22 protein-coding genes are annotated in these 25,902 nt (G+C 72.6%); 8 read left to right on the forward strand and 14 right to left on the reverse strand.

From position 1 onward, the window contains the following. Positions 1–74 precede the first annotated feature (74 nt). Entirely contained in the window at positions 75–1,313 is a 1,239-nt protein-coding gene (gene phoH2 / locus GGQ54_RS12285) for an RNA 5'-3' helicase PhoH2 (protein ID WP_246293404.1), read from the forward strand. A 70-nt stretch (positions 1,314–1,383) separates the two neighbouring features. Here phoH2 and GGQ54_RS12290 read toward each other — a convergent pair whose 3' ends face one another. The 5 genes from GGQ54_RS12290 to GGQ54_RS12310 all read right to left on the reverse strand — a co-directional run bounded on the left by GGQ54_RS12290 (position 1,384) and on the right by GGQ54_RS12310 (position 7,558). Beyond that, positions 1,384–2,673: a GNAT family N-acetyltransferase gene (locus GGQ54_RS12290; protein ID WP_179445646.1), complete on the reverse strand. Its 1,290-nt coding sequence runs from the start codon at positions 2,671–2,673 to the stop codon at positions 1,384–1,386. Next, entirely contained in the window at positions 2,670–3,137 is a 468-nt protein-coding gene (locus GGQ54_RS17085) for a GNAT family N-acetyltransferase (protein WP_179445647.1), read from the reverse strand. Before GGQ54_RS17085 ends, GGQ54_RS12290 begins: the two co-directional genes overlap by 4 nt. Before the next feature lie 80 nt (positions 3,138–3,217). After that, positions 3,218–4,624 (reverse strand): class II fumarate hydratase, encoded by a 1,407-nt coding sequence (locus GGQ54_RS12300; RefSeq protein ID WP_179445648.1) that lies wholly within the window; start codon positions 4,622–4,624, stop codon positions 3,218–3,220. A 4-nt stretch (positions 4,625–4,628) separates the two neighbouring features. Next, positions 4,629–5,318 carry a hypothetical protein gene (locus tag GGQ54_RS12305; RefSeq protein ID WP_179445649.1) on the reverse strand — a complete coding sequence of 230 codons (690 nt, stop codon included), beginning with the start codon at positions 5,316–5,318 and terminating at the stop codon, positions 4,629–4,631. Continuing rightward, positions 5,315–7,558: a zinc-dependent metalloprotease gene (locus tag GGQ54_RS12310; protein ID WP_179445650.1), complete on the reverse strand. Its 2,244-nt coding sequence runs from the start codon at positions 7,556–7,558 to the stop codon at positions 5,315–5,317. The genes GGQ54_RS12305 and GGQ54_RS12310 overlap by 4 nt, the downstream gene beginning before the upstream one ends. A gap of 181 nt (positions 7,559–7,739) precedes the next feature. On the opposite strand from GGQ54_RS12310, the gene GGQ54_RS12315 reads away from it, so the two are divergent. Then, the gene (locus tag GGQ54_RS12315) at positions 7,740–8,324 is read left to right on the forward strand and encodes a DUF4245 family protein (protein ID WP_179445651.1); all 585 of its coding nucleotides are present in this window, start codon (positions 7,740–7,742) and stop codon (positions 8,322–8,324) included. Between the two features lie 9 nt (positions 8,325–8,333). Here the strand turns inward: GGQ54_RS12315 and GGQ54_RS12320 are convergent, their stop codons facing one another. Then, a complete protein-coding gene (locus GGQ54_RS12320; protein WP_179445652.1) occupies positions 8,334–8,492 on the reverse strand; it encodes a hypothetical protein in 159 nt (52 codons plus the stop codon). Between the two features lie 83 nt (positions 8,493–8,575). Here GGQ54_RS12320 and GGQ54_RS12325 point away from each other — a divergent pair, with 83 nt between their 5' ends. Next, a complete protein-coding gene (locus tag GGQ54_RS12325; protein ID WP_179445653.1) occupies positions 8,576–9,550 on the forward strand; it encodes a helix-turn-helix domain-containing protein in 975 nt (324 codons plus the stop codon). On the opposite strand, the gene GGQ54_RS12330 is transcribed toward GGQ54_RS12325, so the two are convergent. Further along, the gene (locus tag GGQ54_RS12330) at positions 9,456–10,403 is read right to left on the reverse strand and encodes a DMT family transporter (protein ID WP_179445654.1); all 948 of its coding nucleotides are present in this window, start codon (positions 10,401–10,403) and stop codon (positions 9,456–9,458) included. The genes GGQ54_RS12325 and GGQ54_RS12330 overlap by 95 nt on opposite strands. Positions 10,404–10,492: 89 nt before the next feature. Here GGQ54_RS12330 and GGQ54_RS12335 point away from each other — a divergent pair, with 89 nt between their 5' ends. Beyond that, entirely contained in the window at positions 10,493–11,380 is an 888-nt protein-coding gene (locus GGQ54_RS12335; protein ID WP_179445655.1) for a LysR family transcriptional regulator, read from the forward strand. Positions 11,381–11,399: 19 nt separating this feature from the next. On the opposite strand, the gene GGQ54_RS12340 is transcribed toward GGQ54_RS12335, so the two are convergent. Genes GGQ54_RS12340 through GGQ54_RS12350 form a run of 3 tightly spaced genes read right to left on the reverse strand, consistent with a single transcriptional unit; the run spans position 11,400 to position 16,434 of the window. Beyond that, complete coding sequence (locus GGQ54_RS12340; RefSeq protein WP_179445656.1) at positions 11,400–11,642, reverse strand: exodeoxyribonuclease VII small subunit; 243 nt, start codon at positions 11,640–11,642, stop codon at positions 11,400–11,402. Further along, positions 11,639–12,853 carry an exodeoxyribonuclease VII large subunit gene (gene xseA / locus GGQ54_RS12345; protein ID WP_179445657.1) on the reverse strand — a complete coding sequence of 405 codons (1,215 nt, stop codon included), beginning with the start codon at positions 12,851–12,853 and terminating at the stop codon, positions 11,639–11,641. Before xseA ends, GGQ54_RS12340 begins: the two co-directional genes overlap by 4 nt. 53 nt (positions 12,854–12,906) lie before the next feature. Continuing rightward, entirely contained in the window at positions 12,907–16,434 is a 3,528-nt protein-coding gene (locus GGQ54_RS12350; protein ID WP_179445658.1) for an ATP-binding cassette domain-containing protein, read from the reverse strand. A gap of 67 nt (positions 16,435–16,501) precedes the next feature. Here GGQ54_RS12350 and GGQ54_RS12355 point away from each other — a divergent pair, with 67 nt between their 5' ends. The 4 genes from GGQ54_RS12355 to GGQ54_RS12370 are packed head-to-tail and all read left to right on the forward strand — an operon-like array spanning position 16,502 to position 19,731. Further along, positions 16,502–17,509 carry a 4-hydroxy-3-methylbut-2-enyl diphosphate reductase gene (locus tag GGQ54_RS12355; protein ID WP_179445659.1) on the forward strand — a complete coding sequence of 336 codons (1,008 nt, stop codon included), beginning with the start codon at positions 16,502–16,504 and terminating at the stop codon, positions 17,507–17,509. 45 nt (positions 17,510–17,554) lie between these two features. After that, positions 17,555–18,370, forward strand: a complete 816-nt coding sequence (locus tag GGQ54_RS12360; RefSeq protein WP_179445660.1) for an SDR family oxidoreductase — start codon at positions 17,555–17,557, stop codon at positions 18,368–18,370. Between the two features lie 43 nt (positions 18,371–18,413). After that, the gene (locus tag GGQ54_RS12365) at positions 18,414–18,713 is read left to right on the forward strand and encodes a thiamine-binding protein (protein ID WP_179445661.1); all 300 of its coding nucleotides are present in this window, start codon (positions 18,414–18,416) and stop codon (positions 18,711–18,713) included. Between the two features lie 58 nt (positions 18,714–18,771). Then, positions 18,772–19,731, forward strand: coding sequence for a nucleoside hydrolase (locus tag GGQ54_RS12370; RefSeq protein ID WP_179445662.1), 960 nt, complete (start codon positions 18,772–18,774; stop codon positions 19,729–19,731). Between the two features lie 9 nt (positions 19,732–19,740). Here the strand turns inward: GGQ54_RS12370 and GGQ54_RS12375 are convergent, their stop codons facing one another. From GGQ54_RS12375 to GGQ54_RS12390, 4 genes are read right to left on the reverse strand one after another with little or no spacing between them, the layout of a single operon-like run. After that, positions 19,741–21,138, reverse strand: a complete 1,398-nt coding sequence (locus tag GGQ54_RS12375; RefSeq protein ID WP_179445663.1) for a DUF2252 domain-containing protein — start codon at positions 21,136–21,138, stop codon at positions 19,741–19,743. Positions 21,139–21,142: 4 nt separating this feature from the next. After that, entirely contained in the window at positions 21,143–22,945 is a 1,803-nt protein-coding gene (locus GGQ54_RS12380; RefSeq protein WP_343045949.1) for a beta-galactosidase, read from the reverse strand. Positions 22,946–22,955: 10 nt separating this feature from the next. Then, complete coding sequence (locus tag GGQ54_RS12385; protein WP_179445665.1) at positions 22,956–24,500, reverse strand: DNA recombination protein RmuC; 1,545 nt, start codon at positions 24,498–24,500, stop codon at positions 22,956–22,958. Positions 24,501–24,550: 50 nt separating this feature from the next. Next, complete coding sequence (locus GGQ54_RS12390; protein ID WP_179445666.1) at positions 24,551–25,558, reverse strand: sugar kinase; 1,008 nt, start codon at positions 25,556–25,558, stop codon at positions 24,551–24,553. Positions 25,559–25,902 lie beyond the last annotated feature (344 nt).

Genomic DNA, 25,902 nt, shown 5'->3' on the forward strand with positions numbered 1-25,902 from the left:
GCCCCGCCGCCGAGCGCGGCGTCACCCGGACCATCGTGATCGACACCTCCGTACTGCTCAGCGATCCGCACGCCATGCGCCGCTTCGCCGAACACGACGTCGTGTTGCCGGTCGTGGTGATCACCGAGTTGGAGGCCAAGCGCCACCATCCCGAGCTCGGCTACTTCGCGCGGACGGCCCTGCGGCATCTCGATGATCTTCGGCTGCGCCACGGCCGCCTCGACGCGCCGGTGCCCGCCAACGACGACGGCGGCACGATCCACGTCGAGCTCAACCACACCGATCCCACGGTGCTGCCGAGCGGCTTCCGGCTCGGCGACAACGACTCCCGGATCCTCGCCGTCGCCCTCAACTACCGCGCGGAGGGCCGCGATGTGGTGCTGGTCAGCAAGGACCTGCCGATGCGGGTGAAGGCGTCCGCGGTCGGCCTCGCCGCCGAGGAGTACCGGGCCGACGCGGCGATCGAGACCGGTTACACCGGCATGGCCGAGCTGGACGTGACCACAGGCGACATCGACCGGCTGTACGCCGAGCATGTGATCGACCTCGACGCCGGCCGAGATCTGCCCTGCCACAGCGGTGTGGTGCTGCTCGGGGGTGGGGCGTCGGCGCTCGGTCGGATCACGCCGGACAAGCAGGTACGCCTGATCAACTCCGATCGCGATGCCTTCGGGCTGCACGGCCGCTCCGCCGAGCAGCGCGTCGCGCTCGACCTGCTGCTCGACCCGTCGGTCGGGGTGGTCTCGATGGGCGGTCGCGCCGGCACCGGCAAGTCCGCTCTCGCCCTGTGCGCCGGGCTGGAGGCCGTGCTGGAGCGAAGGCAGCACTCGAAGGTGATCGTCTTCCGGCCGCTGTACGCCGTCGGCGGCCAGGAGCTCGGCTACCTGCCCGGCACCGAGAACGAGAAGATGGCCCCCTGGGCGCAGGCGGTCTTCGACACGCTCGGCGCGGTGACCAACCGCAATGTGATCGACGAGGTGCTCGACCGCGGCCTGCTCGAGGTGTTGCCGCTGACCCACATCCGGGGCCGCTCGCTGCACGATGCGTTCGTGATCGTGGACGAGGCGCAGTCGTTGGAGCGCAACGTCTTGCTGACCGTGCTCAGCCGGGTCGGCCAGGATTCGCGCGTGGTGCTCACCCACGACGTCGCCCAGCGCGACAACCTGCGGGTCGGGCGGCACGACGGCGTGGTCGCCGTGGTGGAGAAGCTGAAGGGCCACCCGTTGTTCGCCCACGTCACCCTGACCCGCTCGGAGCGCTCGCCGATCGCCGCGCTGGTCACCGAGATGTTGGAAGATCAACAACTGGGCTGAGCTGTGATCACCGGCCCCCCGACGTGTCGATCACCGTCGGGGGGCCGGCCCACGCCGTCAGGACGATCCCTCAGTAGGCGTCGCGCACCCACGGCGCACGGTCGGAGGAGAACAGGCCCGAGACCCGGTTCAGCAACCGCTGATCAAGGGCGCGGTCGGGACCGGGAACGAGACCGCCGCGCGCGGCTATCTCACTCGCCGAGTAGCCGCCCAGCCACAGGGTGCCCAGCGCGGCGACGTCCAGCTCGATGTCGGGATCCGCGTGCGTGGCCAGGCACTCGGTGCGCTCACCGTCGGTCGCCAGCCGGAAGGTGCCGCCGGCCAGGCCGTCGCGATCATGCACCGTCAACACCAGTTCACCGGGTGCCGCGTACCCCCGTTGCGTGAGCAGCGCCGATACGTCCAGCGGGCGGATCCACTGATAGTCCTGGGACGCGGTCGCGGCCAGCGCCCGCGGATTGGCCAGCACCGACGCCACCGACTCGTCCGGCGCCCGGGCCGGCGCGATCACCGTGTCCACCCAGTCGGTGTTGATCAGACAGCTCCACAGCGCGCGTTCGGCCGCCGTGTCCACGCCCGTCAGGTCCTCGACGGTGATCGTGGCGGTCGGCTGCCCGTTGAGGTCGCCGCTGACGGCGGTGTGGACGGCGTACCCGCGCACCTCGCCGTCCTGGCCGCGGTGGACCAGCAACCGGCGCCCGGCCGTCGCATCCGCCGGGCGCGCGCCGACGATCCGGGCCAGGCGGCGCCAGTTCAGGCCGGTACGCGAGACCATCCCGGGCACGCGCCGGCGCATCGCGTCGTGCACCTGCGGACCGAACTCCGGCAGCCGGTCCAGCTCGACCAGTTCGAAGCTCCCGCCGGCCGGCTCGGCGATCGCGCCCGCGCGCGGCACGTCGATCCGCAGGTCCCGCACCCGCGTCGCCGGGCCGTAATCGAACCGCCCGTAGATCCCGTACTCCGCCGCGATCAGCCCGCTGTGCGAGTAGCCCTCGTCCTTCGCCCGACGCAGCTCGTCGACCATGGCGACCCGGAGCAGCCCGCGGCGCCGGTGCGTGGGCGCCACGGTGACCGAGGAGACCGCCGCCGACGGCACCGGGTCGCCGAGCACCGGGGTGAGCTCGTGTTCGAAGCGGCGAAACGTCGCGACGCACGCGCCGTTCGCGGTGTCGAACCAGCCCAGGGTGCGGCTCGTCGCGACAACCTCCGCCATCGCGGCCAGCCGAGCCTCGTCGATCGGATCGTTGTTGAAGAAGGCCAGTTGCAGCGGGCGCAACCAGGTCGCCGTCTCGTCCGCCGCCACCACCCGGAGCTGCACGCCGGGCCGTTCGGCGATCACCGGGGTCTGGGAGATGCTCATGCAGTGACGGTAGACGCCCGGGCCAGTCGCAGCATCAGAGATTCCCCCCAGCCGGGGCCCGAGACGGCGGTGAATCCGTCCGGCCGGAATCCGTTGCGGCGGTAGAACGCGAGCGCGCGGGAGTTGCCGTCGAAGATCCACAGGTACGCCGCTCTCGGCCCGAGCGCCGCATCGAACAGCGCCTGCCCGACCCCGGTGCCGTGCGCGCGGCGTACGGCGTACAACTTGATCAATTGCAGCGGCACCGGCGGTGCGGGATAGCCGTTCTCGATCTCCCACTCCAGCGGCCCCGGGCCGGTCTCGGCCACCGCGGCGATGCCGTCGGCGTCCTCGGCCAGCCAGTGCTCGTGATCATTTCCGGGCCCGCCCATCCGGGCCGCCAACTCGGCCGCAACCGCCGGCTGCTCGGCGCGCCGGAGCCGGGCGAAGTCGCCGGGCAGCAGATCGGCATAGGTCTGGGCCATCGACGTGGTCAGCGCCTCGGCCCACGGCTCGGCGTCGCGGGCGACCGCCCGCCGGATCCGCCAGGGCGCCGGGGCGGTGCTCAGGCCGGCCGCCGGGTCATCGCCAAGACGTCGAGGGCGCTGTCGAGCTGCTCGGTGGTCAGCGAGCCGTCGTCGACGAAACCGCGCTCGATCACGACCTCGCGGATGGTCTTGTTCTCCTTCAGCGCCTGCTTCGCCACGGCGGCCGCGTTCTCGTAGCCGATGTACTTGTTCAGCGGCGTGACGATCGACGGCGACGACTCCGCGAGCACCCGGCAGTGCTCGGCGTTGGCGGTAATCCCGTCCACACAGCGGTCCGCCAGCAGCCGCGACACATTCGCGAGCAGCCGCACCGACTCCAACACATTGCGGGCCAGCATCGGCAACATCACGTTCAGCTCGAAGTTGCCCGACGCGCCGCCGAAGGTCACCGCCGCGTCGTTGCCGATCACCTGTGCGCCGACCATCAGCGTCGCCTCGCACATCACCGGGTTCACCTTGCCCGGCATGATCGAACTGCCCGGCTGCAGGTCGGGCAGATTGATCTCGCCCAGGCCGGCCCGCGGGCCCGAGCCCATCCAGCGCAGATCATTGGCGATCTTGATCAGCGACACCGCGATGGTCTTCAGCACCCCGGAGGCCTCGACCAGCCCGTCGCGGGCCCCCTGGGCCTCGAAGTGGTCGGGCGCCTCGGTCAAGGGCAGGCCGGTCTGGTCGGCGATCGTGGAGATCACCTGCGCGGCGAATCCGGGCGGGGTGTTGATGCCGGTGCCGACGGCCGTACCGCCGAGCGGCAGTTGCGCCACCCGCGGCAGCGCTGCCTCGACCCGGTCGACGCCGAGCTGGATCTGTGCGGCGTACCCGGCGAACTCCTGGCCCAGGGTGACCGGGGTGGCATCCATCAGGTGGGTACGCCCGGACTTCACCACCTCGGCGAACTCCTCGGCCTTGGCACGCAGCGACTCCGCCAGGTGCCGCAGGGCGGGCACCAGATCGTTGATCAAGGAATCGGTGGTCGCGATGTGGATCGCGCTCGGGAAGACATCGTTGCTGGACTGCGACGCGTTCACGTGATCATTCGGGTGCACGGCGTGCCCCTGCTCGCTGGCCAGCGAGCTGATCACCTCGTTCGTGTTCATGTTCGACGAGGTGCCCGACCCGGTCTGGAAGACGTCGATCGGGAACTCGGCATCGTGCTTGCCCTCGGCGACCTCGGCGGCCGCGGCGACGATCGCGTCGGCGACATCGGCATCGAGCACGCCCAGCGCCGCATTGGTCCGCGCCGCCGCGCCCTTGATCAGCCCGAGCGCGCGGATCAGCGCCGGTTCGATGGGCGTACCCGAGATGGGGAAGTTCTCCACCGCACGCTGCGTCTGCGCCTTCCACAAGGCGTCGGCGGGGACCTGGACCTCGCCCATCGTGTCGTGCTCGGTGCGGTACTGCGGCGTCGCGGCGTTCTCAGTCATGCGGTCATTCTGCCGGGTGGCCCGCGGCCCGGCGAACCCGGTGAATCGCGTAGTCGATCGCGTGCCCGTCGCGGTGCACGGGCACGATCACGGTGTCGGCGCGGCCGAGCGCGGCCAGCCGCTCGGCCAACGCGGGCGAGGCGCGCTCGGACCAGATGGCGAGCAGGCCGCCCGGCACCAGCCGCTGGTACGCCGCCCGCAGCAGCGGCGCCCCGTAGAGCGCGGCATTCGGCTCATGGATCAAGAAGTCCGGGCCGTTGTCCACGTCCAGGCCGATCGCGCCGAAGCCCGGGCCACCGGCCGTCAGCTCTTCGGCGATGTCGCCCGCGATCAGGCGTACCCGCGGATCCGCCGCGACCCGGCCCAGGCGGTCGGTGATTCCCGCGTGGGCCCACGCCACCAGCGGCTCGGCGAGCTCGGCGATGACCAGCTCGCCGACACCGTGCCGGAGCAACCGATCCGCGGTGAAGCCGAGCCCCAGCCCGCCCAGCAGTACCCGCCCGTCCGGGCCGGCGGCCTGCGCAAGCGTGTCGCCGAGCGCCAGCTCGGAGGCGACCTCGGCCGAGTCCATCGCGAACGCGCCGTTCACGATCAGTTCGTGCACGGTGGCGCCGTCGTCGGCGACCCGCTCGCGCAGCGCCAGCTCGCCCTGCGGCGTCCGTGCCCGGGCCAGCGTGCGCGGGAGCCCGGTCACCGCCGCTGGATCGCGAATCGGGAGTCGTTGACGTCGAAGAACACGTTGTCGACGGCGCTGACCATGATCCGCGCATCGGCGAGGTCGGTCGTCGGCCACGTGATCCGCGCGCGACCGGAGTTGGGGACGGATTCGGCGAGGACCACATCGAAGGTCTTGCCACCGTCGCGCGACAGGGTGATCCGTACCCGTTCGGCGAGCTCGGGGGCGTCGGTGCCGTTCACCTCCCAGGTGATCACGCCCTGACCGCCGGCGCGCACGGTGTGGTTGGCGGCCTGCGAGGTGACCCGGAACGGACCCGTCGACGTGTCCACCCGCACGCGCGTCTCCGCGAAGGCCACGCCGCCCGCGCGGCCGGCACTGTCGCGCGCGCCGACCCGGAAGTTCAGCACCGCGTCGCCGGCGTTGCCGACGTAGTCGGCGGTCGGTAGGTATTCCGACAGGCAGTCCCGCTCACTCGCCGTGGGGGCCGACGCGTCGGCCACCGGGCACCGGCCGGTCTCGGCATTGGTATTGCCGGCCAGCACCTGGGCCAGGTCGGGGAAGGTCCGCGATGGGTCGCCCGTCGCGGCGTTCAGCCCGGCGTCGTAGTAGTCCGATGGGCTCTTGGGCGCGGTGTTGGCGACGCCGAACTGGCGAAACAGCGGGCCCGCGGTCTTCGGCTGCGCCGGCAGCGGCGACCGCGCCGAGTCGTTCTGCTCCCACAGATAGGTCAACTCGTCGCCGTCGGGGTCGCTGCCCTGCGCGGTCAGCGTGAACGGGGTGCGCGCGGGGATCACCCGGTCCGCACCCGCGGACACCGTCGGGTAGGCATTGCCCGGGTGACTCACCTGCCCGCCGTACCCCCAGCCACCCGGGGGCGGCTCGGACCCGGCGGCAGCCTCGGCGCCCGGGGCCGCGGCGCGGGATCCATCGCCGCGGGTGCGCAGCACCGACGAGGGGGGACCGTCGGCCTGGAAGCGCGCGATCTGGCGGATGCTGTGGCCCAGGAAGTACGGATCGCTGCGCTGCTGCAGGTTGTCGGCGCCACAGATGCCGGCATAGGCCATGATCGACGATCCGCTGCCGGGCTCGAGCCGGTTCGGGTCGGAATTGCCGCCGCAGCCGGCGAACGTGTGATAGCCGCCGAACTGGTGGCCGATCTCATGGGCGACGTAGTCGACCGCGAAGTAGTCGCCGACCGGCCGGGTCAGGCCGGTACAACCGGCGCCCTTCACGGCCGGGTCGCCGACCGACCACAGCCGCGCGATGCCGCCGCCGTTACGGCCGAGCGCGATGTGCCCGATCTCGTAGTCGTCGTTGCCGAGCAGCGCGTTGATCACCGCCGTGTTGCGGTTCAGCGTGCCGGAGCTGCACGCGGTCACCTGGGCCGGGGTGAAGCACGGCTGCGCGCCGCAGGGGCCATTGGCCCCGGTCTGCTCGGCCTCGGTGGCAAAGCTCAGCTTCTCGGTTCCGTCGACCAGCACGAACCGGGTGCCGAGGTCGGTCTCGTAGATGTCGTTGACCCGGTTGATCAGGCTGGCCTTGGCGTCGACGACATTTGCCTGGCCGACGTATTCGGCATACGTCACGTCGGACAGCAGTGCGATCCGGTAGGTACGCAGGGGCACCGCGCCCGGCGCCGGCTCGGCGCCCGCCTCGTCCTCGGCGACCTCCGGCTGTTCTGCGTCCTCGCGGTACTCCAGCCGAGGCAGCTCCGCGGCCAGATCGGCGCTGGCCAGGCTCACGTACTGCTCCGCATCGCCGGGGCTCTGGGGCTCGACATACCAGGACCGCTGGCCGGGCGCGCGGACGTAGGCGCGCAACCCGAGGTTGGTCAGGTCCAGGCGGACCCGGACGCCCGGGTTGTCGACACTCGTGCCGCCCATGGTCACGATGTCGGGGCGTGCGGCGGCGAGTCCGTCGGCGAGGACGGTGGTACGCCGGACCGCGAAGGTCTCCAGTTCGCCGTCGGGCCGCGGCAGCGCCACGCGTACCTCGTCGTCCGCGGATGTCGCCGCCAGCTCCCGCCGCAACTCGTCGAGCTGCAGGGTCCAGACGTCGTAGCCGCCGGTCGAACGCCGCTGCCGGGTCGGGTCCTGGGTGCCCGGGGCGGGCGCGGTCCGGCCGGTCGGCGTCCAGTGCTCGCCCGGCTCGGCCCGGGCCGGTGGCGCGGTGAGCGCCACCGCGATCGGGCCGAGGATTGCAATGATGATCGCCAGGGCGACCGGGCGGCGGCGCGGCGCGAAGTGAGGAAACATGGGCGTCTGCCTTCGGCTGGGGGGCGGGCCTTGGCTGAGAACCTAGCGGCGTCGGCGGCGCGGCGCAGGCGATTCGCGAGGAAACGGGCGGGTGTTGTCACCCGTGCGGAGCGGGCGTGCCGGTGCCCGGATCGGGCAGGACGGATTGGGCAAGCTTGGATCGATCTGTGACGATGGCAAGGTGAGTGAGATCCCCGCCGCGTCCGGGCCGCCGCCCTCGCACGGCGGCACCCGGAAGGCCGGCGCGGGCGACATGATCCGGTCGCTGTTGATCATCTTGATCCCGGTGCTGGTGATCACCTTCATCTACACCCGTAATCCGCCGGAGGCGCCGGTGCAGCCGGTCGAGTGGCGCCCCCAGCTCGCCCAGGCCAGGGCGGCGGTGGACTGGCCCGTCCTGGCGCCGGAGGGTCTGCCCGACACCTGGGTGCCGACGCGGGTGCGGTGGCTGCCCAAAGGGGCACCGGGCCTGAATGCCGAACCGTCGCTGCGCAACGAGTGGCAGCTCGGCTTCCTCGATCCCGAGCGGGTCTACCTCGAGTTGAGTCAGGGCGATGCGCTGCCCGACGACCTGATCGCGCGCGCCAGCCGACAGGGCGTGCCCGACGGCACCGCGCGCGTGGGCAACGCGGAGTGGCAGCGCCTGGTCAGCCAGGACGGGCGGACGCGCTCGCTGGTCCGGCGGGCCGACGGTGCCGTCACGATCGTGGCGGGCGATGTCGGCTATGCCCAGCTCGAGGCGTACGCCTCCACGCTGTCGCCCTGAGGCGCGGGGTCAGCCGACGGGCCGCGCGCGGACCGGCGGCCGGCGGCGCGGCGGCTGCGGACCGACCACGGCCCACGGGTTGCGGCCGCGGCGGAGCGTGGCGCGGTGCGTGTGTTCCAGCAGCGCGATGATCACGGCGACGAGTGCGATGAGGATGACGGTGCCCATGGCATGAAGTCTTTCCTGGTAACCATCCCGCCACGAGTGGCAGAAGAGACGGTGGTGGCAAGATTTGTGCCATACTCGGCGCCATGACGTTGCACACCGTGCGCACCCTGTGCATCGAGCGGATCTCGACCTTCGAGTACGGCGTGGCCGTCGAGGTGTTCGGCATCGATCGCAGCATGGACGGGTTGCCCCGCTTCGACTACGCCGACGTGACCCCGGATCCGGCCCGTCCGCTGGTCACCAGCAGCGGTTCGCGATTGCTGATCGACAACGGGCTGGACGCGCTGGCCGGGGCCGACCTGGTGATCGTGCCCGCCGGCAACACCTACCTGGGCAGGGTCAGCCCGCCGCCGCCGGCCGAGGTGCTGGACGCGTTGCGGGAGGCCCACGCGGCCGGGGCGATCGTGCTGAGCGTGTGCTCCGGGGTCTTCGTGCTGGCCGCCGCCGGGCTGCTGGACGGCCAGCCGTGCACCGCACACTGGCATCACAGCGAGGAGCTGGCCCGCCGCCATCCCGACCTGGATGTGCGCCCCGACGTGCTCTTCGTCGACAACGGTCGGGTGATCACCAGTGCGGGAACCGCGGCCGGCATCGATGCCTGCCTGCACCTCGTCCGGCGCGAGCTCGGCGCCTCCGTCGCGTCCGCGATTGCCCGCCGCATGGTCGTTCCGCCGCAGCGCGACGGCGGTCAGCAACAGTTCGTCGAACGGCCGATGCCGGCCACCGGTGATCACTCGCTGTCCAACCTGCTCAACGACTGGCTGGACCGTCTCGACGAGCCGCACTCCGTACGCAGCATGGCGCGCGAGGCGGCGATGAGCCCGCGTACCTTCGCCCGGCGCTTCCGGGCCGAGGTCGGCACGACTCCGGCGCACTGGCTGAACCGGCAGCGGGTGGCCCGCGTGCGCGAACTGTTGGAGGGCAGCGATCTCGCGGTCGAGCAGATCGCCCGCCGGGTGGGCTTCAACAGCGCTGTTGTGCTGCGTGATCATTTTCGGCGAGAGGTCGGGGTGGCCCCGCAGGCGTACCGACGGGCGTTCGCTGCGGAAGCCGGGTGATCACCACGCCGCCCAGGCACAGCGCGCCACCCAGCAGGGCGAGTGGGGTCGGCACCTCGCCCAGCAGCAGCCAGGCAGTGATGATCACCACGGCGGGGACGAGGTAGCTGGCCGCGGCGGTGATCCCGGCCGGCGCCCGGCCCAGGGCATAGGCCCACAGCAGGAATCCGGCGGCCGTCGGAATCGCGCCCAGCCAGACGATCCCCAGGGTGGCCGCCAGCGGTGCGGTCGCGACCTGTCCGATCAGCGAGCCCGCGAACGGCAGGGTCGCGATCATGCCGATCACGCAGCCGAGGGTGGTGGCGGTGACCCCGTCGACGCCCGCATTCAGCGTGTGCTTCTGGGTGATCACGCCGACGGCGTAGAGCAGCGCCGCGAGGAGGCCGAGGGCGACGCCGAGCAGGGTCAGGCGCGGGCCGCTCGCCGATCCGAAGGCGATCAACGCCGTGCCGGCCAGCGCGATCGCGATGCCGACGAAGAGGCTCGGGCGGCGACCCTCGCCGAGTCGGATCGCCCCGTAGAGGGCGACCAGCGCCGGCGCGAGGTTCACCAGCAGCGCGGCGGTGCCCGCATCGAGGTAGTTCTCGGCCCAGGCCAGCACCGCGGAGTAGACGCCGAACCAGAGCACGCCATAGCTGATCAGCAGGGCCAGCGCGCGGCCGCGGGGGATAGTGATCCCGCGCCGCCAGGCGATCAGGCCGAGCGCGACGCTGCCGACCGCCAGCCGGCCGAGGGCGATCTCGCCCGGTCCGAAGACGGGTGCGGTGATCCGCAGGACGAGAAAGGCGGACGACCAGGCGAGCACGGTGCCGAGCAGCGCGAGCAGCGGTAGAAGTCCGGGGCGGCGAGTCATGGCTCCATCGTCGGACGCGCAATTGATTAGCACAAGCGACGATCAATTATCTATTGATTAGTGATCATGAATCGTGATTGACTGCCCGCATGCTCGACGCCCAACGCCTGACGGTCTTCCGGTCGGTGATCGAATCCGGCTCGATGAACCGCGCCGCCCGCCAGCTCGGCTACACCCCCTCCGCGATCAGCCAGCATGTGGCCGCCCTGCAACGCGAGACGGGGCTGCGGCTGCTGGAGCGCTCCGGCCGTGGCGTGGTGCCCACGCCCGCCGGCCGCGCGCTGGCCCGCGACGCGGCCAGGGCGCTGGACGCGCTGACCGACCTCGAGACGCGGGTCGCGGATCTGCGCGCCGGTCGCAGCGCCGGGCTCTTCGTCGCCGCATTCGCCACCGCCGGCACGAACTGGCTGCCGGGGATGACGGTGGCCCTGACCCGTGAGTTCCCCGAGGTCCGGGTCCGGGTGCAGATCGAGGAGCAGCTCACCCATGCGGATCAGCGCCGCCCCGATCTCGCCATCGTCGTCGCGCCCCCGGGTGTCGGGTCGCCGCCGGGCTATGACGAGCGGGAGCTGGTCACCGAGCCGTACCTGGCGGTCGTGCCCCGGGGCCACCGGCTCGCGGGCCGGAGAAGCGTGCGGATGGCCGAGTTGGCCGACGCGGAATGGATCGACAACGACCGCCACGCGGGGCCCTGCCGGCAGATGACGATCGATGCCTGCGTCGCCGCCGGCTTCCATCCGCGCTTCGTGGTGGAGACCACCGATCACGTCTCCGCGATCGCCTTCGTGGCCGCCGGTCTCGGGATCACGGTGGTTCCGACCCTCGGCGCGCGCGGGCTGCCCCCGGAGGTGTGCACCGTGGCCCTGACCGACCCGACGCCGCATCGCCGCGTCGTGGTGCACGCGCGCGATGCCGTCGCCGGTACGCCCGTGGTGGCGCGGGCCATCGAGCTGCTGGCCGAACAGGCCGCCGGCTGACCGCGGCCCGACCCGCCGCTCAGTCGTCCGGTTGGTCCGTCGCCCGGGCGGCCTCGACCCGGGCCCGCGCGCCGTCGAGCCAGTCCGCGCAGATCCTCGCCAGCTTCTCGCCGCGCTCCCACAGCTCCAGCGATTCCGCCAGCGGTACGCCGCCCGATTCGAGCCGCCCGACGATCCCGACCAGCTCCTCGCGCGCGGCCTCGTAGCTGATCTCGGTCTCGTCGGGGCTCTGTTCGCCGGTTGCGCCGTCGTTCGCGCTCATCGTCGCTCCTCGCTTCCGCGTACCTGCACCGCGAGCTCACCGTCGCGCAGCCGCACCGACAACTCCTCGCCGACCGTCGCCTGCCCGACCGAGCTGACGGTCGCCCCGCGGGCGTCGGCGATGATGGCGTACCCGCGCTCCAGGGTCGCCTTGGGCGACATCGCCCGGACCCGGGCCAACTGGTGCTCGAGCTCGGTCGCGTCGTGGCGCAGGCGCTGATCGATCGCCCGCCGCGCCCGCTGGCGCAGCGCCGCGACCTGATCATGGCGCAGCTCGAACCCGTAGAGAGGGTCGGCCAGGGCGGGCCGGGACCGCAGTTGATCAAGGTGTCGGCGCTCGGTGCTGATCATGGTGTCGATGGCGCGATGTAACCGGGCGCGGACCTGCTCCAACCGGGCCGCCTCCTCGCGGGCGTCCGGCAGCACCTGCCGGGCCGCATCGGTCGGGGTGGAGGCGCGCAGGTCCGCGGCGTGGTCGAGCAGCGGGGTGTCGGTCTCGTGCCCGATCGCGGAAACCACCGGGGTCCGGGCCGCCGCGACCGCGCGGAGGAGCCCCTCGTCGGAGAACGGCAGCAGATCCTCCAGCGATCCGCCGCCGCGGGCGATGATGATCACCTCGACCTCGGCGCGGCGGTCCAGGTGCTGCACGGCCGCGATCACCTCCGCGGCCGCCCCGCTGCCCTGCACCGGCACATTGCGGGTGACGAAGACCGCCGACGGCCAGCGGCGGCGCGAATTCTCCACCACATCGCGCTCCGCCGCGCTGCCGGCCGCGGTGATCAGCCCGATGGCCCGCGGCAGGAATGGCAGGGCCCGCTTGCGGTCGACGCCGAACAGCCCCTCGGCCTGCAGGCGCTGCCGCAACTGTTCCAACCGGGCCAACAGCCGCCCCTCCCCGCTCGGCCGCAGATCGGAACACTCGAAGCGCAGATCGGCGGCGCGGGTGTGCAGATAGGGTCGCAGCTCGGCCACCACCTGACTCGCCGGCTGCACCGGCCCGTTGCGGTTCAGCACCACGTTGTCGACCGTCGCGGTGACCGAGACGTCGGCCAGCGGATCGCGCAGGGTCAGGAACGTCATCGCCCGGTACGCCTTCAGCTCGACCACCTGCGCCTCGATCCACACCCGCCCGAGCCGCTCCACCCAGCCGCGAACACCGTTCACCACGTCGCGCAGCGGCGCGGGCGAATCCGGTGAGGTCTGCAACGGCACCGGATCAGGTTAGCGACCGGGCCCGACACCGCTGCCCGCGCCGCGACCGCGGTTCAGCCGGCCAGGTGGCCGTACCGGCCCGCCAGCTCCGGCCAGGTCCCCGCGGCGACCACGCGGCCCTGGTCGAGGACCAGGACCCGGTCGGCGACGGCCAGTGCCGAGCGCTTGGAGGTCGATCCGATGACGGTGGTGCCGCGCCCGCGCAACGTGCGCCACAGTTCGATCTCGGTGGTTGCGTCGAGCGCGCTGGAGATGTCGTCGGCGAGCACCAGCTCGGCCCTCGTCGCGAGCGCCCGGGCGAGCGCCAGCCGCTGGACCTGCCCGCCGGACAGTCTCACCCCGCGGTGGCCGACGACGGTGTCGAGTCCGCCCGCCGCGGCGAGATCCGGACCGAGCCGGGCGGCGTCGGCCGCCTGCGCGGCATTGCGGCCGGCGTGGTCGAGGACGATGTTGTCGGCATAGCTGCCGGACAGCACCCGCGGCAGTTGCGCGACATAGGCGACCTGGCTCGGGCGCAGGTAGAGCTCGACGTCGGTGACCGGGTCACCGTTCCAGGTGATGGTGCCGGTGTGGTCGACCAGCCCGGCCAGGGCACGCAACACGCTGGACTTGCCCGCGCCGATCGGACCGAGCAGCAGCACCAACTCGCCGGGCGCGATCGACAGCGAGACGTCCTCGACGCCGATGGTGCCGTCCTCGTGCACGACGGAGACGTCGGACAGTTCGAGCCGGCGAAGCGGCGCCAGGGCCGCCGGTTCGCCGGGGGCGGGCGCGGTCCCGCGTACCAGATCGACACCCGGGGGCAGCCGGATCAGATCGGAGCCACCGGCCAGGCGGCTGGTCTCGCGTTGCCAGGCGCGGGTGCCGGGCGCCTCGGTGATCACCCAGCCGGTGACCATGCCGAAGTAGTCGAACCCGACGACCGTCACCGACAGCATCAGGGCGGTCGCAAGGTCCCAGCCGCCGAGCAGATGGATGGCCCAGACCGCGACCACGCCGCCCTGCACGATGACCATCGGTACGCCGTCCAGGGCGGCCTGTACCCGGTGCTCGCGGACGGCCGCGGCGACCCGGCCGGCGTCGACGCGGCGCAGGTGGGCGTGCACGGCGCCGGTGGCATCGGCGAGCTTGACCGTCCGGGTGGCGTCCAGCGCGGAGACCAGGGCGCGGCCGAATCCGGCCCGGGCGGTGGCGGCGCTGGCCGCGGAGCGCCCGGCGACGGGCCGGCCGAGCGAGGAGGCCAGCGCGGCCGCGACCATGACGACGACCAGCACCGCGCCGGCCGCCAGATTGCGGGCGAGCACCGTGGTCACGACGACCACCACCAGGCCGTTGACGAAGTCGACCCAGCGATCGGCGTAGCGCGACAGGCGGTCGGCGTCGAGGGCCCGGGAGACCACCTCGCCCGGCGGGTCGCGGGGCAGCCGACGCTGCGCGGTCTGCGCGATCAGCACGCTCGACCGCACCCGGAGCAGGATCTCGCCCCACCAGGGCAGGTACTGCCGGATGGCCAGCGGGAACAGGACCACCCACGCGAACAGGCTGCCGATCATGCCCGCGACCAGCGGCCACAGCCGGGCCGGGTCGACCGTCGGGGCAGAGAGGGCGGCGACGATCTGGCCCCACAGGTACGCCGTGACCGTCCCATAGCCGCCGATCAGTGCCGCGATGCCGAACAGGACCGCGCCGAGCATGCCCCACTGCGGGTGGGCCGTGATCGCGCGCGTCACCACGCGGACCAGGCTCGGGATCGCGGCCGGATCGGGCCGGTCGGGTGCGTCGGTGCGGCGGCGCAGCGTGCCCACGCCGACGGGATCTGCCGCGGCCGGCTCGGGCTCGGCGGCCGGCCCGCCCTCGAGCCACTCGCCGGCATCGGACAACAGGTCGCGGTACGGCCCGGGTGCGCGCTCGAGCTCGGCCCGCGGGCCCTGCTGGAGCACGGTGCCGGCGGCCAGCACCGCGACCCGGTCGGCGCGACGGGTGGTGGCCAGCCGGTGGGCGATGACGATGCCGGTACGCCCGTGCAACAGCCGGGCCGAGGCGGCGATCACCAGCCGTTCGGTGCGCGGATCCATCCGGGCGGTTGCCTCGTCCAGCACCACGACGCGTACCTCGCGGACCAGTAGCCGGGCGAAGGACACGAGCTGCTCCTCGCCGGCCGACAAGGTGGCACCGCCGGGGCCGAGGGGCGTGTCCAGGCCGCCCGGCAGGCTGTCCACCCACGCCGTGAGGCCGAGCTCGTCGATCGCCGCGGCCACCCGCTCGCGCGAGATGTCGGTGAACAGGGTGATGTTCTCGGCCAGCGTGCCGGCCAGGATCTCCGTGCGCTGGGTGATCACCCCGACGGCGCGCCGCAGGTCGGTCAGCCGGAGCCGGTCGATGCCGGTGCCGGCCAGGGTGATCGTTCCGGGCGGCGGTTCGACCGCGCGGGAGAGCAGCGCGGCGAGGGTCGACTTGCCCGAGCCGGAGCGGCCGACCAGGGCCAGGGTCTGTCCGGCGGGCAGCGTCAGGTCGTCGACGCGCAGGCGAAAGCCGCCGTCGGCATAGCCGAAGTCGAGACCGTCGATCCGCAGCTCCAGCGGCCCGTCCGGCAGCGGGAGGCCGCCGGTCGGCTCGCGCTCGGTCTCGAGCAACTGGCGCAACCGGATGACCGCGCCGATGCCGGCCTGCAGCTCGGGCAGTTGTTCGGCGAGCCGACCGATCTGGCCGACGAAGATCGTGGTCAGCAGCACCAGGGTGACCAGCTCGCCCAGCCCGAGCCGGCCGCCGAGCACCAGCGCGGCGCCGATCACGACGACGGCGCCCAGCAGCCCGTTGAGCAGTGCGGTCGAGCGGAAGATCAGCGCCACCTGGGCCGCGACCACGCGCCGGAACAGGCGCAGCACCCGCGCGGCCTGCTCGGTGCTGCGGCGCAGGATGAAGGCCGCGCCCAGGCTGGTCCGCAGGTCGTCGCGGGCCGCGACCCCCTCCTCGAAGATCGCGGCATGGTCGGTCCAGGCGATCTCCTCGGTGACCTTGCGCTCGGCGATCGTGCCGAGCAGCGGCCGGACCACCAGCAGGCAGGCGGCCGCCGCGACCGGGAAGAGAATCCAGGCGGGCCACCAGGTCAGTCCGGCGACGACCCACATCGGCAAGGTCACGAAGATCGTCCGCAGCGACTCCCAGACCTGGCGGCGGACGAGCGTACCCACCTCGTGGGTGTCGTCGTCGACGCGGTCCAGGATCTCCCCGGCGGCCTGTTCGGACAGCCGGTGCACCGGCTGGGCCCAGGCGGCGGCGACCAGATCGTCGCGCAGCCGGCCCTCGGCCCGGTCGCTGACGCCGGCCCAGATCACCCGGCCGACGGATTCGAGCACCGCGCCCAGCACGACACAGGCGGCGAGGGCGGCGACAAGCCCGACCGTGGCGCCTTCGGCAAGCCGGCCGGCGACCACTGTGCCGAGCGTCTCGCCGATGGCGCCGGCCAGGCACAACAGCACCGCGACCGCCGCCGGCGCGCCCGCCAGGCGGCGCCAGCCGATCGGCTGGGCCTCCGCCGTCGGGCCTCCCGCGCGGGGCGGGGCGGCGCTGATCGGGGTCACGACGGGCCACGCTAGGGGAGCCGGCCGACAGGCGCATCCCAATTCGGGGCGCCCCTAGACTGGCGGCATGACTGCAACCGAGAGCCGGTCCGACCAGCCGCCGACGCCGGAAAGCTCCGGTCGCCGGGTGGTGGTGGCCGCTCCCCGGGGCTACTGCGCCGGCGTGGACCGGGCGGTCATCACCGTCGAGAAGGCCCTCGACCACTACGGCCCGCCCGTCTATGTCCGCAAGCAGATCGTGCACAACAAGCACGTCGTGGAGACGCTGTCCGAGCGCGGGGCGATCTTCGTCGAGGAGTTGGACGAGGTGCCGGAGGGCGCGCTGGTGGTGTTCTCCGCGCACGGGGTGTCGCCAGCGGTGCACGCCCAGGCCGAGCAGCGCGGCCTGCAGACCATCGACGCGACCTGCCCGCTGGTGACCAAGGTGCACAACGAGGCGAAGCGGTTCGCCCGCGAGGACAAGCAGATCCTGCTGATCGGGCATGCGGGGCACGAAGAGGTGGAGGGCACCTCGGGCGAGGCGCCCGAGCACATCACCCTGGTCCAGTCGCCCGAGGACGTGGACGACCTCGAGCTGGAGAATCCCGACAACGTCGCATGGCTGTCGCAGACCACGCTGAGCGTCGACGAGACGATGCAGACGGTGCACCGGCTGCGGGAGAAGTTCCCGCTGCTGCAGGACCCGCCGAGCGACGACATCTGCTACGCCACCTCCAACCGGCAGGCCGCCGTGAAGCAGATCGCCGCGCACAGCGACCTGGTGATCGTGGTCGGCTCGGCCAACTCCTCCAATTCGGTACGCCTGGTCGAGGTCGCCCTGGAGGCCGGGGCGAAGGCCGCGCACCGGGTCGACAACGCCGGCGAGGTCGACGAGGCCTGGCTAAATGGGGTCGAATCCGTGGGTGTCACCTCCGGCGCCTCGGTGCCCGATGATCTTGTCCAGGGCGTGCTGGACCTGTTGGTGGACAGGGGGTTCCCGGCGGCCACCGAGGAGCGGCTGACCGAGGAGAATCTGGTCTTCGCCCTGCCGCCGGAGCTGCGCAAGCGATTGCGTACCGGCGCGATCAACGACTGAAAATCCTGGTTGTCGCCCGCCTCACCGGCCGGGCATGATCGGCGAATGGAAGACAGCCGAACCCTGTCCGGGCGTACCGCGGTGATCACCGGCGTCAGTCGACGGCAGGGGATCGGGTACGGCGTCGCCCGCCGGCTCGCGTCGATGGGGGCCGATCTGTTCGTACAGCACTGGTCGGCCCACGACGATGATCAACCGTGGGGCGCCGACGACATCGCCGACGTGCTGGCAGGAATCGCCGAGGCGCAGCAGCCCGGGGGCCGGCTCGCGGACGCCTCCCTCGACCTGGCCGCGCCCGATGCGGGGGAGGCTTTGATCGGGCTGGCCGCCGACGCGCTCGGCCCACTCGACATCCTGATCTGCAACCACGCCCGCAGCGGCGGCGACGGGCCGCTGGCGGAGATGACCGCCGACCGCCTGGACGGCCACTTCGCGGTCAACACCCGTTCCACCATCCTGGCCACCAAGGCGTTCGCGGCCCGGCACGATTCGTCTCGTCCGGGTGGCCGGGTGATCTGGATGACCTCGGGGCAGGTCGCCGGCCCGATGCGCGACGAGATCGCCTATGCCGCGTCCAAGGCGGCGCTCGCCGGGCTCACCCCGAGCGTCGCCGATGATCTGATCGAGGCCGGGATCGTGTTGAACACCGTCAATCCCGGGCCGGTGAACACCGGGTATCTCGATGCCGAGACGACCGATCGCGCGGATCGGCTCGACGAGATCCGGGCGCACTTCCCGGCCGGCCGGTTCGGCGAGCCCGACGATCCGGCGCGGCTGATCGCCTGGCTGGTCAGCGACGAGGGTCGCTGGGTGGTCGGGCAGGTGATCAGTTCCGAGGGCGGTTTCCGGCGCTGGGGCTGAGGGCCGTGCCGCCCCGCGGACGGCAGGGGGCAGGATGGGCGGCATGATCGCAGCGTTCAGCATCGCCCCCGCGGCCACCGACCCCGACGGCGGAGTGGCCGACGCGGTCGCCGAGGCCGTGCGGATCGTCCGGGAGTCCGGACTGCCCAACGAGACCAATGCCATGTTCACCAACATCGAGGGCGAGTGGGATGAGGTGATGGGCGTGATCAAGCGCTGCGTCGACGCGCTCGCCGCCCGGAGCCCACGGGTCTCGTTGGTGATCAAGGCCGACATCCGGCCCGGCCACACCGGCCAGTTGACCGCGAAGGTCGAGCGGGTGGAGCGGGCTCTCGGTGACTGACGGCCAGGCACGCTGGTCCGCACCCGGCAACCCCGACCAACCGAGAGGAGACCCGACCGTGGCGGACGACCGGCCCCCGCGCAAGATCATCCTGGATTGCGATCCGGGTCACGACGACGCGATCGCGCTGGCGCTCGCACACGGCAGCCCGGCGATCGACCTGCTCGCCGTGACGACGGTCGCCGGTAACCAGACGCTGGCCAAGGTCACCCGTAATGCCCGAGCAATCGCGGCGACGTTCGGCCTGACCGGCGTACCCATCGCGGCCGGCGCGGACCGACCGCTCGTCGGTGACCTGATTGTCGCGCCCGACATCCACGGCGAGACGGGCCTCGACGGCCCGGCCCTGGCCGAGCCGACCGACCCGCTCGATGCGCGGCATGCCGCCGAGCTGATCATCGACACGGTGCTGGCCCACCAGCCCGGCGAGGTCAGCCTGGTCCCGGTCGGGCCGCTGACCAATATCGCTCTCGCGGCCAGGCTGGAGCCGCGGATCACCGAGCGGGTCGGTGAGGTCGTGCTGATGGGCGGCGCGGTCGGCCCGGGCAACAGGACGCCCGTCGCCGAGTTCAACATCTGGGCCGATCCCGAGGCGGCCCACATCGTCTTCGGCGCACCGTGGCGCGTGACCATGATCGGGCTCGACGTGACGCACCGCGCGCTCGCGACACCGCAGGTACGCGAGCGGATCCGCGCGCTCGGCAGCGGCCCGGCGCGCTTCGTCGAGGAGATGCTCGCCTTCTACGGCGGCGCCTATCGCACCCATCAGGGGTTCAGCGCGCCGCCGGTTCACGACCCGTGCGCCGTCGCGTACCTGATCGACCCGACCATGATCGCCACCCGCCGGGCTCCGATCACGGTGGAGCTGGCCGGCGCGGCGACCCGCGGGATGACGGTCGTGGACCTGCGCGGGCCGACCCCGGCCGGTCGGCACCGGGTGGCGCTGGATCTCGACGCCGACCGGTTCTGGGATGTCATGATCGACGCGATCGCCCGGATCGGGGCCGACGGGGGCTGACCCGGGTCGTCAGACCCCGCGATCCACGGGGAACCGCCCGTCGGCAACCGCCCGCTCCAGCGCGGCGAAGTCGGCCTCGCAGGTATCGGCATAGCCGGCCGACCAGTCGGCCAGCGCCTCGGCGGCCCGGGTGCTGCGGCCGAGATAGGCGGCGATCGCCGGCCCGGCGGGCGACTGGCTGTGGGCGCGGGCGAGCAGTCGGCCGCACAGGGTGGCGTACCGGCCGAAGTCGGCGGCATCGAGCCGCGACGGCTCGATCGAGCCCTTCATGTCGCGGAACTGGCGCCAGTAGTAGTCGACCCGCGTGTTGCGGTGCGACAGCTCGCCCGCGTACCCGACGATGTGGCCGAGGAACGGATCCGACTGCGCCTGCAGGATGCGCTGCCCGGCGGTGACGCGCCGCCCCTCGGAGAACTCGCCGGTCTCGTGGGCCGGGATCACCCGCGGCATGCCCCCGTAGGTCTGCAACACCGACGGCTGTGCTTCCTTGGCCTGCAGGAAGATCACCTCACCGCCCGGGCCCTCCAGCGCCAGTACGTAGCACCGCGTGCCCACGCTGCCGACGCCGACCACGCGCAGCACGAAGTCGACCGGCCGGAACTGCGCCAACAGGTACGCCGCATCGGCTCGCACCGTGCCGAGGTACTGGCGGAACAGGCCGTTCATGTCCTCCAGCGACGCATGATCGACATGGCGGGTGATCGGCGGCTGGTCGACGATCCTCAGGTCCCCATGATCATCACGGGTGGTGATCTTCTCCAGGACCTGGTCCGAGGTACGCCCGCGCGCCTTGCTCGTCGCCTTGCGGGTGATCTTCAGGCCGCGGCCGGACAGCTTCTCCTCCAGGTCTCCCGACGAGACCTGGACATAGAAGCGTTCGGTGGCCGTGAGTTCGGTCAGCTCGCGCAGCGTCTCCCGGTAGCCTTCGACGCCGGCCAGGGTGGCCTCGCGGCAGCGCGGCTCCGACATGCCGTTGTCCCGGCCGCCGATGTGGATGCTCGCCGCGAGCCGCCGGACGTCCCATTCCCACGGGGCGATCCCGGCCTCGTCGAAATCGTTCAGGTCGAACAGCAGCGTCCGCTCCGGGGAGGCGAAGAAGCCGAAATTGGAGATGTGCGCATCGCCGCAGGCCACCACCCGCGGGCCGGTCACCGGCGCCGGAGCGAGATCGGCCGCCATCACCGCGGCCGTGCCTCGGTAGTAGGCGAACGGCGACTGGAGCATCCGGCCGATCCGGACCCCGATCAGGCCGGCGAGCCGGCTCTCGTGCTGTTCGGTCAGGATGCGGAGCGGATCGCGATCGTCGGGCAGCCGCAGCGCCGCCAGCTCACCCCGCGGCAACCTCTCGCGCAGCGTCTTGCCGTCGACCCCGGCGAACTCGGCCACCGGGCGTTCCGGGATGCTCATCGGCTCACCCTAGCCGCGGTGCGTCCTCCACGGCGATGCTCGCGCCCCTGCGCTCCAGGTCCAACGCCGTGACGGTGTTCGCGCCCGCGCGGAGCAGGGGGGCCGGGCAGTACAGATTGCGCTGCGGCCCCGCGGCGTCGTAGCGGCCGAGCAGGAATCCGTTCAGCCAGACGAATCCGCGGCCGAACCCGGGGAAGGCCAACCAGCAGTCCGCGGGCTCGTCGATGATCAGCTCCGCCCGCGCCCAGCCCGGCGACCCGGCACCGGCCGCGATCGCTCCGCTCATGATCGAATCGAGCTCCGGTTCGCCGAGCTCGGGCAGCGGCAGGGGGCGGTGCTGCCAGCCGAAGGCGTACCGCCCGGTGATCAGCACACCGCCGAGGATGCCCTTGTCCTCGAACGACCGCGGGCCGTAGTTGATCCGGCCGCGGTTCTCCACCAGCACGTCGACCCGGCCGCGCTCGCCGGTGCCCGTGAACGGCAGCCCTTCGGCGCCGGTCAGCTCGTCCAGCACGCCGAGCGGTACGCCGTCCAGCCACACCTGCGCCCGGTCGTGCAGGTCGCGCAGTCGCAGCACCTGGTCGCCCGCGGACAGCACGGGGCGGGCCGAGTAGAGCACCAGGCCCTGGTCGATGCCCAGGTCGGTGAAGGGGCGCGGCGCGATCCCCGGCAGCGGGTCGCCCGCGCGCGCCCAGTCCAGCAGACCGGGGCCGGGCCGCGTCGGTAGCTCGGTCGGGGCGAGCCGGCGGGGGGTGGCGGCGAGGCGATCGGGCACCGGGGGCAGCTCGGCGTAGGCGCCGAAGACCGCGCGTACCGCGTGGAACTTCTCGGTCAGCGAGCCGTCCTCGGCGATCGGGGCGTCGTAGTCGTAGCTGGTTGCCGTCGGCTGGATGCGCTCCGGCAGCTCGCCCGCCGGGCCCGGGCCGGTGTTCGCGCCGGCCCAGAGCCCGAAGTTGGTGCCGCCGTGCCCCATGTAGAGGCAGACCGATCCGCCGCCGTCGAGCCCGCCGGCGTCGAGCGTCGTGCCGATCTCGGCCGCCACGTCGGAGCCGGGACGGGTGGTGTGCCGCTCGCCCCAGTGGTCGAACCAGCCGTCCCAGAACTCGATGTTGATCATCGGCTCGCCGGGGCGGCGGCGCCGCCAGACCTCCAGCGATTCCGCCGCCCGCGAGCCGAAGGTCGCGGCGGCCAGCACGCCCGGCAGTGCGCCGCCGTCGAGGAAGTAGTCCTCGCCCCCGTCGGCGGTGAAGATCAACTCGGTCACGCCGCGTTCGGCGAGCGCCCGCACGTTCCAGCGCAGATAGTCGGCGTCGTCGCCGTAGCTGCCGTACTCGTTCTCGGCCTGCCAGGCCACGATCGGACCGCCCGCCGCGGCCTGCAGCCCGGTCAGCCGCGGCAGTGCGTCGTCGAACCATTCCTCGATCGGGGCCGTCCATCGCGGATCGGCGGTACGCGGGATCAGGTCGCGCCCGGTCAGCCAGGCGGGCAGGCCGCCGTTGTCCCACTCCGCGCAGATGTAGGGCCCCGGCCGCATGATCACGTCGAGCCCGAGCCCGGCCGCCAGCTCGACGAACCGCGAGACATCGCGCCAGCCGGTGAAGTCCGGCGGTTCGGTCTCGCGCGGCTGGTGGAAGTTCCATGCGAGATAGGTGTCGACGGTGTTCGCGCCCATCGCCCGCAGCCGGGCGAGCCGGTCGGCCCACTGGTCCGGATGCACGCGGAAATAGTGGATCGCACCGGCGAGGATCCGATGCGGTACGCCGGCCCGGAGGAGCCGGCCGTCGGACCAGGTGAGCAGCGCAGCCACGCGCGGCAGCTTAGCCAGCCGCGTCGCGCCGGTCGGTACGCCCGGCCGGGCGCGGGCCGGCCTCCTCGACGAGGTCGAACAGGTCGGGCTCGCCACGGCGGAGCTGGTCGGCCTCCGGCAGCCGGTCATCGGCGCGGCCCAGCATCGGGGCGACCCCGGCCGCGTCGTCGACCAGCTCGGCCTGGCTCACCCGACGCACGGGCTCCTCGACCGCCGACGAGGCCGCCAGCTCGGCATCGCTCACCCGCAGCTCGGAGAACCGCCGCGCGCTGACCAGCACCCGGGTCTCCAGGGACGACAGGGTCGAGTTGTAGGCCGTGACGGCGCGCTCGATCGCCCGGCCCAGTCGGTCGAAGTGGTTGCCCATGGTGCCGAGCCGGTCGTGCAGCTCGCGGCCGAGTCGGAACACCTCTGCCGCGGACTCGGCGAGCGCGGCCTGCTTCCACCCGTAGGCCACGGCGCGCAGGGTCGCGATCAGCGTGGTCGGCGTGGCCAGCACGATGTTGCGCGCGGCGGCGAACTCGTGCAGATCCGGCGCCTGGGCCAGCGCCTCGGCACCGAGCGCCTCGCTCGGCAGGAACAGGATCGTGAACTCGGGGCTGCCCTCCTCGGCCTGCCAGTAGCGCTTGTCGCTGAGCTGGGTGATGTGGCCACGGACGTTGGTGGCGAACCGCGCCAGGGCGGCGGAGCGGGAGGCGTCGTCGGCTGCCTCGTGGGCGTCCAGGAAGGACGCCAGCGGCACCTTCGCATCGACGAACAGGCACTTGCCATCGCCGAGGGAGACGCGCATGTCCGGGCGTACCGCCTTGTCATCGGCAGACGTCGTGTGCTGGGTGGTGAAGTCGCAGTGCTCGATCATCCCGGCCACCTCGGCGACCCGCTTGAGCTGCAGCTCGCCCCAGGCGCCGCGCTGGTGCGGCTTGCGCAGCGCGGTGGCCAGCGCGTGGGTCTCCCGGCGCAGGTGCTCACCGGTTGCCTGGACGGCCTGCACCTGGTTGCGCAGGTCGGTGGCGAGTGCGACGCGCTCCTTCTCCACGGTGGTCAGCCGGTCGGAGAAGCGGGCGAGGGTCTCGGCGACCGGCCGGAGGAGTTGCTCGGTGGCGCGCAACCGCTCCTGGGCGCGCGCATCGGCCTGCTTGTCCTGGGCCGCGAGCTGCTCGGCCGACAACGCCTTGAACTGCGCGACCAGGGCGTCGCGGTCGGCGCGCAACCGCTCGGCGGCCTCCCGGGCCGCATCGCGCTCGGCGCGGGCGCTGGCCAGCTCGGCCGACACGGCGGCGGCCTCGGCCTGGGCATTCGCCGCCTCGGCGCGGGCGTCGGCGATCGCGGCCTGGCCCGACGAGAGCCGCTCGCGCACGGCGGCCGCCTCGGCGCGGGCGCGCTCGGCGTCGGCGCGGGACCGCTCGATCTCGGCCTGACCCCGGGCGTTCGCCGCCTGCTCGCGCGCCGTCTGCTCGCCGGCCGTCGATGCCGCCCGCGCGCGCAGCACCAGCCAGACCGTGCCCGCGCCGAACGCCAGTCCGATCAGCAACATCCCGATGCCAACGATCTCCATGCCCCCATCTTGGCGTCCGCCACCGACAAGCGGCCGGACCACGCGCCGCCCTAGCGGACGATGTCGGCGCGTCGGGCGACGATCAGATCGTCGGCGCTGAGGTGGGTGAGGTCCCCGTGATGGGTGAGCGCGAGGGCGGCGGCCCGCAGCCCGGTCCCGATGCCCGCATCCACATCGTCGTCCAGCCAGCCGTGCAGTACGCCCCCGATGAAGGCATCGCCCGCGCCGGGGCGGTCGCGTACCGGCACCCAGCGCACCGGGTGCGAGCGCAGCCCCTCCGCGGACGCGCGATGCACCCCGGCGGTGCCGTCGGTGGTGATCACCGTCTCGATGTCGAAGCGCTGCTGCAGTTCGGCGGCGACCGTCGCGCCGGCGTGCGGGATCCGGAGCACGGTATTGGCGTCGGTCCGCGAGCAGAACAAGATGTCGATCCGAGACAGCCAGGGGGTGATCGTGGCCCTGGCGCGGTCGGCGGACCACAGTTGATCGCGGTGATTGACGTCCAGCGCGACCGCAACGCCGTGCCGATGGGCGAGGTCGATCGCGTGGTCGACCACGCCGGCCGTCGCCTCGGTCAGTGCGGCGGTGATCCCGGAGACGAACAGCACGCTGGTGTCCAACAAGACATCCCAGTCGAAGTCGTCGATCGCGAGATCGCGGAACGGGGTGTGCTCGCGGTCGTAGCGCACCCGGGCGGGAACGGCGCCCCCGTTGGGTTCGAGGAAGTACAGCGCCACCCGGCCGTCGCGGCGCAGCGCCTGGGAGGTGTCGACGCCGACCGCGCGGTACTCGCGCAGAATCCGGTCGCCGAGCTCGCCGTCGGGCACGACCGTCGCCCATGCGGTACGCCGTTGCAACTGCGCGAGCAGGCCGGCGACATTGGCCTCGGAGCAGGCAGCGGTCACGCGGAGCCGGTTCGTCGTGGCCAGGCGATCGCCGGCCGGAACCGTGAGGCGGAGCTGGCCCTCACCGAAGGTGCTGACGTCGAAGCGGGTGTCGTCGGCGCCGGCGGGATCGTCGGGCAGGGCTCGTCGCGCGATGCCGTGGCTGCCGGTCATGGCCGCCCGGTGATCACATACATGTGCCTGCCCCCGTGTGTCGCGCCCGCCGTCGATGATCGGCGGGGCCGCGCGGGCCCGGTCGGCGGGTCCCGCGTGGGCTGACGTTACTCGGCCTGGAGCGGGCGGCTGCGGAGGCTGGCCGGGAGGCAGCGGAACCGCCGCGCGGATGACGCGGCGGCCCGCAGGAACGCCCGACTCGACTGGCTGTGATGACTCCCCCCGGAGCAGCCACCGTCTTCTCGGCGTGGCGATGCCGGTCGCACAGATGTGCCCGTCGCCTGGTTCGCCGCAGGTCATCGCTGACCCGGCGGGTGGGCCGTTCGGGGGCACACGCTACGTTG

Source organism: Naumannella cuiyingiana (assembly GCF_013408305.1).
In the GTDB taxonomy this organism is placed as follows: domain Bacteria; phylum Actinomycetota; class Actinomycetes; order Propionibacteriales; family Propionibacteriaceae; genus Naumannella; species Naumannella cuiyingiana.